The sequence below is a fragment of the Mycoplana sp. BE70 genome, from assembly GCF_031455855.1.
GTDB lineage: Bacteria > Pseudomonadota > Alphaproteobacteria > Rhizobiales > Rhizobiaceae > Mycoplana.
Genome location: NZ_JAVDTM010000001.1, coordinates 433,341 through 446,714 on the forward strand (window position 1 = coordinate 433,341; position 13,374 = coordinate 446,714).

Annotated in this window: 9 protein-coding genes; 8 read left to right on the plus strand and 1 reads right to left on the minus strand. The window is 61.4% G+C overall.

The window, feature by feature from the left end:
- Window positions 1-46 precede the first annotated feature (46 nt).
- From J2Y48_RS02105 to glf, 5 genes are all read left to right on the plus strand, one after another.
- Window positions 47-505, plus strand: coding sequence for an Lrp/AsnC family transcriptional regulator (locus tag J2Y48_RS02105; protein ID WP_310411971.1), 459 nt, complete (start codon window positions 47-49; stop codon window positions 503-505).
- A gap of 752 nt (window positions 506-1,257) precedes the next feature.
- Window positions 1,258-3,672, plus strand: a complete 2,415-nt coding sequence (locus J2Y48_RS02110; RefSeq protein ID WP_310411974.1) for a hypothetical protein — start codon at window positions 1,258-1,260, stop codon at window positions 3,670-3,672.
- 504 nt (window positions 3,673-4,176) lie between these two features.
- The gene (locus tag J2Y48_RS02115; RefSeq protein ID WP_310411976.1) at window positions 4,177-5,577 is read left to right on the plus strand and encodes a hypothetical protein; all 1,401 of its coding nucleotides are present in this window, start codon (window positions 4,177-4,179) and stop codon (window positions 5,575-5,577) included.
- Between the two features lie 198 nt (window positions 5,578-5,775).
- Window positions 5,776-7,827 (plus strand): glycosyl transferase, encoded by a 2,052-nt coding sequence (locus J2Y48_RS02120; RefSeq protein WP_310411978.1) that lies wholly within the window; start codon window positions 5,776-5,778, stop codon window positions 7,825-7,827.
- Between the two features lie 7 nt (window positions 7,828-7,834).
- A complete protein-coding gene (gene glf / locus J2Y48_RS02125) occupies window positions 7,835-8,989 on the plus strand; it encodes a UDP-galactopyranose mutase (RefSeq protein ID WP_310411981.1) in 1,155 nt (384 codons plus the stop codon).
- Window positions 8,990-9,041: 52 nt separating this feature from the next.
- On the opposite strand, the gene J2Y48_RS02130 is transcribed toward glf, so the two are convergent.
- Window positions 9,042-9,665 carry a hypothetical protein gene (locus tag J2Y48_RS02130; RefSeq protein WP_310411984.1) on the minus strand — a complete coding sequence of 208 codons (624 nt, stop codon included), beginning with the start codon at window positions 9,663-9,665 and terminating at the stop codon, window positions 9,042-9,044.
- An 826-nt stretch (window positions 9,666-10,491) separates the two neighbouring features.
- Between J2Y48_RS02130 and J2Y48_RS02135 the strand changes: the two genes are divergently transcribed.
- The 3 genes from J2Y48_RS02135 (at window position 10,492) to J2Y48_RS02145 (ending at window position 13,374) form a co-directional block, all read left to right on the plus strand.
- Window positions 10,492-10,875, plus strand: a complete 384-nt coding sequence (locus J2Y48_RS02135; RefSeq protein ID WP_310411987.1) for a hypothetical protein — start codon at window positions 10,492-10,494, stop codon at window positions 10,873-10,875.
- A 105-nt stretch (window positions 10,876-10,980) separates the two neighbouring features.
- Window positions 10,981-11,322 carry a hypothetical protein gene (locus J2Y48_RS02140; RefSeq protein ID WP_310411990.1) on the plus strand — a complete coding sequence of 114 codons (342 nt, stop codon included), beginning with the start codon at window positions 10,981-10,983 and terminating at the stop codon, window positions 11,320-11,322.
- A gap of 663 nt (window positions 11,323-11,985) precedes the next feature.
- Window positions 11,986-13,374, plus strand: a complete 1,389-nt coding sequence (locus J2Y48_RS02145; RefSeq protein WP_310411994.1) for a DUF6538 domain-containing protein — start codon at window positions 11,986-11,988, stop codon at window positions 13,372-13,374.

Sequence of the window (13,374 nt, forward strand, 5' to 3'; positions counted from 1 at the left end):
GAAAGATTTGCGCCAAAACGCGAATAACGCAAAAAAGGGGCGACAGATGCTAGATGCTTTCGACGCTAAACTTCTCAATCTCATGCAGACAGACACACGGCGGACCGCGCAGGAGCTGTCCGAGGCCGTTGGCCTCTCGCCGTCGGCGTGCCTGCGCCGCCTCAACCGGCTCCGCGAATCCCGGGTGATAGAAGCCGAGATTGCCGTTGTCTCACCGGCAGCGGTCGGGCATCGGCTCACAATGGTGGTGGAGGTCTCGCTCGAGCGCGAACGGCCGGACATCATGAGCGACTTCAAGAAGATGATGCGCGCGACACCTGAAGTTATACAATGCTACTACGTCACCGGTGAGGTCGACTTCATTCTCATCGTCGCCGTCAAGAGCATGAGCGACTACGAGACCTTCACCAATGATTTCCTATTCAACAACAAGAACATCAAACGCTTCAACACACTTGTCGTCATGGACCGAGTGAAAGTCAGCCTGGCGGTACCCATCGAGTGACAAGGGAGAGGGCATCGGGGGGATGCAGGAAAGTGGTCAAAGGACATCACCTACGGCCACACAAGCCTTCAAATCAGGAAAAGCTCGATAGCCTCGTCAAGGCCTGCCTCGCCGACACCGTGACGGCTCAGGAGCCCAAAACGCGTATAGCCACGCTCGGAACTGACGGCGCAGCTCCGCTGATCGTGCGAGCAATCCGCTTCGCCGCGCACGTGCCCTCGGGCTCACCGTTCAGAAGGCGCGTGTCGCGAGCCTGGTGCATGCTCCAGCTCACAGAGCGCTGCTGATAAAATGAGCATGTCGGTTGCAACATGCCGAACCTATCTCAAATCCGTTTTCGTGGTTCGACGTCTCCCACAATGGCGAATGCGCAAATCATCGTGATCGCACGAGGAGAGGATACGGGCACCCCGTCGACGTCCCGAACAGAGCGTTAACCAAGCGTTAAGAACCTTCAGGGTAATTCTTTCCCTACCGGGAGGATCTTGCCGAACAATTCGTTGGCGAAACGATGGGCAGGTCCAGCCCCCAACGGGATTTCCCGTTCTGAGCGCAGGATTTCGGGGCTGCCGCCGGCTTCGAACACATGATGTCGTTCCCGCGCGCGGCTCCTCAGAGCCATGTATTTTCAACCTTTTCGACGTGTGCTCGCAGTATTTTTATCCAGATTTCCATTTTGGGGATCAAGGCTCTGAAGGAGCCAGTGCATTCTCGATATCAGGAAATGACGTTACGATTTAAAGGTACGCCCCATGGTATCGACCGTTTCCTCGCTCTCCATCAGTCAGATTCGGGCCCTCTCCACGGCTGCGATCCAAGCCTGGTCTTCACAGGACGTAGCCGCCCTCAGCGCTGACCAGATCGGCGCGATGAGCTCGCGCCAGGTTGCAAGTATCGACGCACAACACGTCCGCACCCTGCAGATCGGCGCCGTGTCGGCGGGCGCCATCGTCGGCCTGACGGTTGACCAGTTGGCCGTCCTGTCGTCGCAGCAGATTCAGGCCCTGTCGACCAGTCAGGTTGCCGCGCTGTACTCACGCCAGATCGCCGCGCTCGATACCGATCAGATCGCCGCCTTCACCAGCACGCAGATCGGCGCATTCACCGCCGCTGAAATCCGTGCACTGTCGCCCGAGGACATCGCGACCTTCACGACCGACGAAATCGCGGCGATCCGACCCGATGCACTGACGGCCCTGTCCACCGCCGCTGTCGCAGCCCTTTCCACCGCCCAGGCGGGCGCACTGAAATCCGCGCAGATCGCAGCCTTGTCGGCCGCGCAGACGGCCGCCCTGTCTGCTGGCGGGCAGCTCGGTGCGCTGAGCACCGCGCAGATCAGCGCGTTGACGTCGCGCCAGGTCTCGGGTCTCGATGTGACGGCCCTTTCGGCGCCCCAGACCGCCGCCCTGTCTACGAACGTGATCGGAGCGCTAAGAAGCACGCAGATCGCCGCGCTCTCAACCAGTCAGGCCGCAGCGCTCACCAGCAACCAAATCGCTGCTCTAACGCCGATCGCGTTGCGCGCCATGCCGCCCGAGAACCTGGCGACCTTCACGACCGCTGAGATTGCGGCGATCGACGCCAGGGCAATGCCGGCCCTCACACCCGACGCTATCGCCGCCCTTTCCACGGCCCAGGTCGCCGCGCTGACACCGGGGCAGGTCGCAGCACTCTCGACCGCCCAACTCGCCACACTGACCACCGGCCAGGTGGGCGCGCTGAGCACGGCGCAGATCGGCGCGCTGACCGCACGCCAGGTCGCTGGCCTCGATATAACGACGCTTTCGACCGTCCAGACCGCCGCCCTGTCGACGGGCTTCATCGCGGCGCTGAATGGCAGCCAGATCACCGCGCTCTCGACCGGCCAGGCAGCGGCCCTGACGAGCGGCCAGATTGCAGCACTGTCGGCGGCCGGGATTGCCGGCCTGGAGGGCGAGGATCTCGCAACCTTCACGACCGACGAAATCGCGCGCATTAAAACGCAGGCACTGGCGCGGCTCTCCACCGACGCCGTCGCCGCCCTTTCCACCGCCCAGGTCGCTGCGCTGACGCTGGAGCAGGTCGCGGCACTCTCGACCACCCAGCTCGCCAACCTGACCTCCGGCCAGATGGGCGCGCTGAGCACGGCGCAGATCGGCGCGCTGACCGGACGCCAGGTCGCGGGCTTCGATGTAACGACACTTACGACCGTCCAGACCGCCGCCCTGTCGACGGCCTTCATCACCGCGCTGAAAAGCAACCAACTTGCCGCCCTCTCTACCGACCAGGCAGCAGTCCTGACGAGCGGCCAGATCGCCGCACTGTCTGCCACCGCCGCCGCCGGTATGGAGGGCGAGGATCTCGCAACCTTCACGACCGACGAAATCGCACACATCAAGACACACGTGCTCGCGCGGCTGTCCACCGACGCCGTCGCCGCCCTTTCCACCGCCCAGGTCGCGGCGCTGACACTGGAGCAGGTCGCGGCACTCTCGACCGCCCAGCTCGCCAACCTGACCTCCGGCCAGATGGGCGCGCTGAGTACGACGCAGATCGGCGCGCTGACCGGACGCCAGGTCGCCGGCTTCGACGTGACGGCACTTTCGACGGCCCAGACCGCCGCCCTCTCGACGGCCTTCATTGCCGCGCTGAAGGGCAACCAGATCGCCGCCCTTTCGACCGATCAGGCGGCGGCACTGACGAGCGGCCAGATTGCGGCCCTGTCATCGGCCGGGATCGCCGGCCTGGAGGCCGAGGATTTCGCGACCTTCTCCGCGGATGACATCTCGCTTATTGACTCCCGGGCACTGGCGCGGCTCTCCGCAGGTGCCGTAGCCGCGCTGAAGAGCGACCAGATTGCGGTCCTGACAACAAGCCAGATCGCGGCGCTGTCGTCGGAACAAATCGCCGCACTGTCGTCGGCGCAGATTGATCTTCTCAACAGCACGCAGATCGGCGCGCTGTCCAGCAAGCAGATCGCGGCGATGCTGCTGGAGGACATCAAGACCTTCACGACCGACGAGATCGCGGCCATCAGCTCCAGTGCTGTGAAGGGGCTGTCCGCATCCTACTTTGCCGGACTGAGCCTGGCACAACTCGACAGCTTTACGACCGCACAGGCGCAGGCGTTGACCAAAGCGCAAGTGGATGCGGTGGTGGCGGCCTACACCGAATTCGGCGGCCCCTGACTATCGCATCACCAGCTTTTCCCGGCAGACGAATTGAACGGATCGCATGTAGCATGCGGTCCGTTCATGCTTTCGGGTGGAGACGTGTTGCGACAGAAAAAACAATCATTTGGTGCATTTTTAACCGAAAGTTAAGCTCTACCAAATAGGGTCCTTACGAAGCGAAAATCTCTCGCGGACAAAGATGCTTTCGAGCCGCCGCTGCTGGCAAAATGGCATTCAGTCGAGGGATGATTGCTTTCACGGGCGTAGGGATCAGAGACATTCGTTGCTCTGGAAGCATGATGCCATTCCAATGCGCTGGCTCGCGCGAGCCATGTTTCACCCAGCACCAACGCCGGTCAAGGGCGGTGCCGGGCTTGCGGATGCCGGTGGCGGCCTCCGGGAGAACGGTAGCGTCGCGCGATGCGCAAGGGCTTTAGACCCTTGCCGTGAAGCCCCTTGGATTATCGAAGGTGAGGCGGGTGATTGCGTCTGCCAACTTTAATCCTGGAGCATATTTTCATGGGTCTCACTACTTTTGTTTCGAACCTGTCCACCGCACAGATCAAGGGTCTTTCCACTAACTCGGTCAAGGCACTCGACACCGCCGCCGTCGCGGCTCTGAAAAATGAGCAGGTCGCTGCGCTTTCCTCCAGCCAGCTTGCAGTAATCGACAACGATGAAATCAGCTCGCTGAAACTGAGCAACCTTTCGACCGGCGCTCTCGCTGGCCTGACGCTCGGCCAGTTGCGGGAGATCAACACCGACACGACTGATGCGGTGGCTCTTACGGCCAGCCAATACGCCTATCTTTCCACGGACACGATCGGCGGGCTCCTGGAGGCAGATCTGGATAAGCTCAGCGCAGGCGACGTAGGCAGCCTGACGTCCAAGCAGGTCGCTGCACTGAAGCTCGACCAGTTCAGCGCAACGTCCGTCGTCAATCTGAGCAAGGACCAGGTTGGCAAGCTGTCCGCGGCCCAGGTCACAGCCCTCAAGGACGAGGCTGCCGCAGCGCTGACCGTCAGCCAGCTCGAAGGCCTGAGCGCCGCCGGCGCCGCCGGTCTCGAAGCGGCAGACATCGCCGCACTCTTCAACGATGCGACGAAGGGTGCTGCCAACGTCGGCGCTCTCAGCGCCAAGGCGGTTGCCGGTCTGGGCGCCAACATCGCCCAGCTCGACGGTGTCGGCGGCGGCGCGCTGTCGGTAGACCAGATCAAGGCGCTTACCACGGCACAGGTCAGCGTCCTGACCAACGACGAGATCGACGGCTGGGATGCCACCAAGATCGCGGCCCTGTCTTCGCAGCAGATCCAGGCCCTGAACGTCGCCGAACTCAAGGATACGCAGGCTGGCGCGCTGACGGCGACCCAGATCGGTGCGCTCGACGCAGGCAAGATCGCAGCCGTCAACAAGGATGGCTTCGCCCTGTGGGATGCCGCCAAGCTCGGCGCCATCAGTGCCGCCGGCGCCGCCGGCCTGACCCCCGACCAGGTTGCCTCGTTCAACACGGCCGACGTGAACGCCCTCAATGCGAAGGCCTTCGCTGCCCTGTCGCCCACGCATCTGGCATCGCTTGACGACGGCATCATCGCTGGCCTGAAGGCAGAGCATGTCAAGGCGCTGACGTCCGCCCAGATCGTGGCGCTGACCGATAACCAGGTCACGGCCCTGACCGGCGCCCAGCTCAAGGAAATGTCGTCGGCCCAGATTTCGGCCTTCGAAGATGGCGATATTGCCCGCTTCACCGACGTCGAACTCGCCGAGATGTCCAGCGCCGCCCTCAAGGGCCTTCAGGAGAACGATTTCCTGACCTTGACCGACGCTCAGCTCGACAAACTGACGGGCGGCAAGGAAACGGCGTTCACGCAGGACCAGGCCAACTGGATCATCGCCGCCTATACCGAAACCGGCGTCCAATAATCAGCAAGGCGGCGGGCGCGGCTTCGGCTGCACCGCATCCTCCACCGGAACACTGGAACGGGCGGCGCGCAAGCGTCGCCCGTTCTCGTTTAGCGTCCCTCACGACAGCCAGCCCCGCACAAGCCCGGCTGGCAATAAGCGCAAGGTGTTTCACTGCGCCTGCAATTGCGGCTCCGTGCCGCTCGTCGGAGGGACGTCATGAATGTAAAGACCGCCTTGGCTCCAGACCCGGCATCGCCTCTGGTCACCGTGTTCCAGCAGGCGCGCAGCCAGAAACTGTCATTGGCGGACCTGTTGCAATCGACCGAGGCCTTGGCGACGGCGGGCCTGCTCGCCCAGGCGGTCGAGCTCTACAAGACCTGGATCGCCTTCAATGACAGCAACCCGCTGCTGCACATGGCCTGTTTCAACTACGCCGTCGCGCTTCGCCAGACGGGCGACGTCGTCGGCGCGATCCATGCGCTGCAGGCTTGCCTGAGACGGGATCCGGCCTTCGGTCCCGCCTATATCAATCTCGGCCGCGCCTTCGAGGACTGCGGCCAGATCGACCAGGCCGTGCGGCAATGGCTGGCCTTTGCAGAGGCGACCAGCGAAATCACCCCCGAGAAGCTGGGCCACCGCCTGATGGCCCTCCAACACACGGGGCGCGTGCTGGAAAACGCCGGCCGGCTCGAGGAGGCGGAAACCGCGCTTTGGCAGGCGATCGAGCTGCAGCCTTCGAAACCCGAAGCGGCTCAGCATTGGCTGTCGACCCGCCAGCACCAGTGCAAATGGCCGGTCCTCGTTGCATCGGCTCATGTCACTGCCCGCCAGCTGATCGATGCATTCTCGCCGTTGACGCTCGGCTGCTATGCAGACGACCCGATCTTCCAGCTTGCCAAGGCCTATCGCTACAATAAATCGTTGGTCGGCCGGCCCGATATCAGCAGCGTCCCGCGCAAGTCAGCGCGGCGCAAGTCGGGTACGGGCCAGCGCCTTCGGGTCGGCTACGTTTCATCGGACCTGCGCCAGCATGCCGTCGGTTTCGCGCTCAGCGAAGTGCTGGAACTGCACGACAAGAACAGCGTCGAGGTTTTCGCCTATAATTGCGGGGAACCGTGCGTCAACGATCCGACCCACGACAGGATCAGAAACGCCGTGGATTGCTGGCGCGATATCGCGACGATCACGGATGTCGACGCGGCAAAGCTGATCTCCGCCGACGAGATCGATATCCTTATCGACGTCAACGGATACACCAAGCACGCCCGCACGGCGATCTTCGCCTATCGACCGGCCCCGGTCATCGTCAATTTCTGCGGTTATCCGGGCTCCATGGCCAGCCCGTATCATCAATACCTGATCACGGACGATCATATCATCCCGGCGGAAAACGAGACCTACTACACCGAGAAGGTCCTGCGGATCGCCTGCGGTCAACCGATCGACCGCAAGCGGGAGATCGCCGCACGGCCGACCCGGGCGGAAGCGGGCCTGCCGGAGGGTGCGTTCATCTACGCCTGCTTCAATGGCATGCAGAAGATCACCGAGGAGTGCTTTGCGCGCTGGCTGTCGATCCTTACGGCCACACCCGACAGCGTCCTCTGGCTGCTCGGCGAGAACGGGAGCGCCAACAAGCGCCTGCGCCAGAAGGCCGAAGAGGCCGGCATCGCCGCCGAACGCATCATCTTCGCCGGCAAGATGCCCAACCCGAAGCATCTCGCCCGCATCGCACTCGCCGACCTGTTCCTGGACACGCACCCCTATGGCGCACATTCCACGGCCGCCGATGCGATCACCATGGGATTGCCGGTTCTGACCGTTGCCGGCAAGAGCTTCCCGGCCCGCTTCTGCGCCAGCATCGTCGCTGCCGCCGGCATACCGGACCTGATTTGCGCTTCCCCGGAGGAATATGTGCAGCGCGCCATAGCGTTCGCTCGTGATCGCAAGAGCCTTGAGGCTGTCCGCGAGACACTCGCTCAGAACCGCGACACCTCTGTCCTGCGCGACATGCCAGCGCTGGCCCACCGGCTGGAAGAACTGTTCTGGCAGATGCAGGGCGAGGCCGAACGCGGCGAAACGCCGGTGCCGGACCTGCTCAATCTCGACGTCTATTACGAGATCGGCGCGGAACTCATTCAGGCACACATCGCGTTCGAAGACAGGGAGCCATACCACCACCGCTACAGGGAGAAGCTGGCGCACTGGCACGAATTCTCACCCCTCCCACGCGATACCCGCTTGTGGCCGGCCCCGAGCGCAGACGCGTGAGCGAACGATGACTTCAGGCACCATCGGAATCGTCGGCGCAGGGCTTTCGGGCGCCGTCATCGGGCGCACGCTTGCGGAAGCCGGCCATCGGGTGGAGGTCTTCGATGCCCGCAATCACGTCGGCGGCAACTGCCATACCGAGCGTGACCCCGAGACCGGCATCATGGTCCATGTCTATGGTCCGCACATATTCCACACGGATGACGCGGAAGTCTGGGACTATGTGAACCGTTTCCAGACATTCCTGCCCTACAAGAATCGCGTCAAGACGACCAGCAACGGCCAAGTCTATTCCCTGCCCGTCAACCTTCACACGATCAACCAGTTCTTCGGCACGGCCTTACGGCCGGACGAGGCACGCGCCTTTATCGAGGCGCGGACCGACCAGGCGATAACCAATCCGCAGACCTTCGAAGAGCAGGCCCTGCGCTTCGTTGGACAAGACCTCTACCGGGCATTTTTCGAAGGCTACACGCAAAAGCAATGGGGTTGCTCGCCAACGGAGCTACCCGCCTCGATCCTGAAGCGACTGCCCTTGCGCTTCAACTACGACGACAACTACTTCTTCCACAAACACCAGGGCATGCCGGAAAATGGATATACGGACATGGTTGAGCGCATCCTCGACCATGCCAATATCGTCGTACGGCTTGAGACGCATTTCCACCGCGCCGAAAGCGCCGGCTTTGCTCACATTTTCTATTCCGGCCCACTTGACGGCTATTTCGACCATGAATTTGGCCGGCTCGGCTACCGCACCCTCGATTTCGAGCGCTTTACCTATAGCGGCGACTATCAGGGCTGCGCCGTGATGAACTACGGCGACTTCGCCGTGCCCTATACTCGCATCACCGAACACAAGCATTTTTCGCCATGGGAAGAGCACGCCGAATCGGTCTGCTATCGCGAGTTCTCCCGGGAATGCGGCCCCGGCGACACGCCCTATTATCCCATCCGGCTGGTGAAGGAGAAGGAACAACTGGAGCGCTACGTGGTGCGCGCGCGACAGGAATCGGCCGTCACTTTCGTCGGTCGGCTTGGGACCTACCGCTATCTCGACATGGACCTCACGATTCGGGAAGCCCTCGACACTGCTCGCCTCTATCTCGCCTGCAGGTCGCAGGGTAGCGCCATGCCCGCCTTCGCCCAGCCGCCGGTCTGATCCAGTCGGCTGGAGCGAGGCAGGATAAGCGTATCGACCCGCGCTCGTTGCGTCAGTTCGCCGCGAAGCAGTAGAACAGCCCGTCGCCGCCCGTGCTTTTGAAGGCCTCGAGCGTGCAGCCGCCCCGCGTCGTATGCGAAGCATTCCAGGACTTGGCTTCGGCCGATTCATCCAGGCCCGTGCGGTCACTGTGGCCGACGATTGCCGCCCCGTCCGTCCCGCCCATGGTCCAGTTGCCGCAGGTTTCAGGCGCCGCTGTGCCATCGGGCTTGGAGCCTGTGAGCATGTCGTGGCGGTTCGGCGTGTCACCGCGACCGTTGATGACCTCCCCCTTCTCGTTGAGGGCGGTCTGTTTCGTCAGGTTGTTCTTGTCGCTGTGCAAGGAGGCGACGTCCTCGGCAATCTTCTCGCCTTTGGCATTGTACCAGGGACCGGCACCGATTCGATCCTTTGCATTCTCTGAATCCGTCGAGAGGTAGGCCTTCCAGGTCTTGCCCGTCGACCCCGCGGCACTTGCGAGCTTGTCGCAATATGCGTCCGCCCCCTGCAGGCCGCCGAGATTTCCGCCCTGGCCCGGATTGACGCTGGTGACAAAGAAACTCATGCTCGTGTCCTGCGCATGGGCCGTCCCGAAACAGGCCAAGGCGACTGCGATCACTGCGAAACGGTGTTTCATCGATCTCTCTCCCTGGTGCACAATTGTCGCGCGAGCCTATCGGCAGCCTCGCCGCGAGTAAAATCGAAATCCCGTGAAGTCAGATCGCATCGTTACCACCGGACTGACGGCGGCCCCGAAGAGCGACAGTCCTCGCTCGGGACGAACGCGCCAGCATGAAGCGCGCAGCCGTGCCGTTCTGTATGCCCCGTTCCCTGCCAAGTTGGGGGCATTCCAGAATCGTCAGCGTCTCGGACAGGCGAAACTACCCGGAAGAAACGCGGTTCCTTTGTGAAACGGCGGCAAGATTGCCGGAATCGGCTGGAGCCGAAACGCTCCACCCGAAAGTCTCCCATGGTCGCGCGCCCGCGTGGGAAGCGGCGGCTCGGCCCCGCGACTTCGCCGAACTTAGCCGTTGGGCTTCGGTTCCGGCTCCGGTTCCGGCTCGGGCTTCGGCTCGGGCTTCGGTTCGGGCTTCGGTTCGGGCATTGATGGACTGACATCGTGTGGACCGCGGTCAGACGCCCCGCTTGCCCAAGGTGGGTTCCAGGTGTGCGACTTATCGGGGGGAACACATCCCGCGAGGGCCGCACTCCCCACGAGCATCCCCGCTAACACCAATCGTGAAGCACTGTTATTGAGAACTGCAATTTTGCTCATTATCCCCTGCTCTTCTCCACTTTAAGTATCCGGGCGCTGTAGCGTGTGGCCGAGAGCAAGTAAATAAAAATCAACCTGTAGGCGAAATGCGGGTGTCGTTGCGGCCCTCACTGCTCCTGTCCTGCAGGCGATCCGCCTGCATTTCGACGGCAAAACCGCGTATCTGGTAAACCTCGGAACCAGTGACTTGAAGTTGGCGATGACGAGGCGTGACGACATCGAACGGGAGACGGACAAGCTCTACCGTCAGGCGCGCGAGGGCGGACCGCTGTCCACCTGTCAGGATAACGTCAGCAGCGGTAAGGTTTCCATTGACCATCACTTGGCCACCTACCTGAAGGAAGCGAAGCTTGCACCCGAGAGCCTCGTCAACTTCCATTCCTTCCGGTGCTGGCTCGTGACTGAGGCCGAACAGGCGGGGCAACAAGAAAGAATCAGCTCCGAAGTGGTGGGCCATGAAGAGGGCCGCAAGCCGATCACCCTCAAGGTTTACTCAGGTGGACCATCGGAGGACCAGAAGCGCAGGTGCGTGGAGGCCGCGAAAGCGGCCCGATTTCGGAAGATTGATTGAATACATCCATTAGTTTTAACTAATATTCTGGCCGCGTCACCGGGGTTCACGGGGTGCCGCAGCAAGACCCAAGGTTTCATTCAGATTTAGCCGGCACCTCGGCAGATGGAGGAGCCATGCGTATATGACGGGCTTGGTTTTGCCACGCTTGCCTTCAACGATCTGAGCGGCGTTGGCCGTCCCGCTACCGGAACACTGACGGTGGACGATAAAGTCGTCGCGACGCAAAGGATGGAGAATACCATTCCATTCGGTCTTCCTCTCGACGAGACGTTCGACGTTGGCTCGAAGACTGGCACGCCGGTGGACGATCGCGATTATCAAATCCCGTTCACCTTCACTGGCAAGCTCAACAAGCTGACAATCACTGTCGAACCACCCAAGCTCACGCCGGAGGATGAGCAGAAGCTGCGGTACGCGTCTCGGGCCGCTCAGGACGCAAAGTAACGGTGAAGCCGATCGGACGGCCAGTGCATTACTCGTTCATCAACTATGCGTTTTCGCCCACCCTCTTTACTAAGCGTGACAAAGTCGAACGAGAGAAGCGGGTTGCCTTGATGATGTTGTTGCAGCCCTGCCCACCGGCCAGCATTTGGACGAGAGCAGCGTTGCGCTCGGCATCTTCCGGGCGTCCCCTGTAGACGCCATCGTTCTTGCCCTTGGCAATGCCCTGCGCCTGTCGCCTCCTGCGGTCCTCATAGTCCTTGCAGGCATTGGCACGAACATGTCGAGCATCATGCCGTTGATGGCGTCCAGCATACGGCTCTGGATGTCTCCCACACTCGCCTGCGGTCGGGCATCAGGTAAGATGGGGACGGAGATTAGACCAGCCCCCCTGTCGCACAGACAGCGGATTGATTTTGCGGGTGGAGTATTAGAAACAGCCGAAAATTGGTCTGAAACGCTGGTCTGACTTGGTCTGAGCATCGTCGAGCAGATCAGCTAACCGACTGAATTTCCTCGAGATTTAGAGAGGGCAGATTTAATGGTGGAGCTAAGCGGGCTACAACCCTGCCCATCTTTTTTGTGTTTCGTTTCAAATTCTTATTGAATATCAACAATGAATGGGACTAAGGCTGGGTACTTTCTTGGGTACTCAGCAGGGGTTTCATGCCAGCGCCATCATCCGCCGATACGAAATATCTCGAAAGCCACGGCAGTAAGTGGCGTGTCGTCGTGAACGTGCCGAGGAAGCTACAGCGCAAACTCGGGACCAAACTCAAGCGCCCCCTCGGAACAGACAGTCTCCGAGAAGCCAACCGGCTCAAGTGGGACATAGTGGCAGAACTCAAGGCCGTCATCGAACAGGCCGAGCGGCCGGAAGTGTCCAAGGATGCCGCCCTTAGTGCTGCCCGAGTGAAGGCGATGGAGGAAGCACGGCGACTTTCGTTCCAACGGCTCACAGCCCTCGGCACGGAGCAGCGCAACCGGATCGATGACACTATTGAGGACTATGCGGAAACGCTGGCAGGTGAGCCCGTCGAGATGGGCGACCACGGCCACCCGGTGTACGAACCGGAGCGCGATGACCTCGCGATGGAATTTCTTGCTATCGCAAAGGGCAAGCGGACACCCGTCGATTTCCATCACGCCAAATACATGTCCGTGTCTCAGGTGAAGGCGAGAACCGCCGCCGACGACAGGCGAGCGATTAAGTTCCTCAAGGAATGGTGTGCGCAAAGCGGTGTCTCTCCGCATCTCCAGTCCCTCACGAAGCGGGAAGCGGTGAGGTTCTGTGACGATCTTCCGCGCTTGGTCGGCAAGAGCGACCCGGCAACGCTGAACAAGTACATTAGTCGCCTTTCAGTCTACTGGACGTGGCTTGAGAACCGGCACGAGGTGGATGCCAACATATGGCGCGGTCGGAGGCTCAAGAAGCCGCTGCAAACAACAGACCAGAAAGAGCGACCGTTCACAGATGCCGAAATGAAGTCACTGCTGGGCGGTGAGGCAGATCAAGCCATGCACGACCTTATGCGGATTGGTGCACTCACAGGGGCGCGGCTGGACGCGATTGTCTGCCTGAGGGTGAAGGACTGCGAGAACGGCATATTCGTCTTCAAGCCCCAGAAGAAGGAGCCCGGGCCTCGCCTATGCCCAATTCACTCCGATTTGGCGGAGATCATCAGCAGGAGGACGGCTGACAAGGATGCGGATGACGACATCTTCCCCGAATGGCCGGGGGTGAAGAAAGCGAACTCACTGCGAGAGCGGTCGTTCAAGACCTCTAACCAGTTCACCGATTATCGGCGCACGGTCGGCGTGGATGAGCAGAGGGAAGGGAAGCGCCGCAGCCTCGTCAACTTCCATTCATTCCGCCGATGGTTCGCGACTAAGGCGGAACAGGCGGGGCAGCCAGAAAGCATCATCGCCGCCGTTATAGGACACAAGCGAAACGGCATCACGCTTGGGGTCTACTCGGCTGGGCCACTGCTTGAGCAAGCCCGGGCATGTGTCGAGGCTGTAAGGTTGCCTATGGTCGAACAGCAGCAGGGCTGA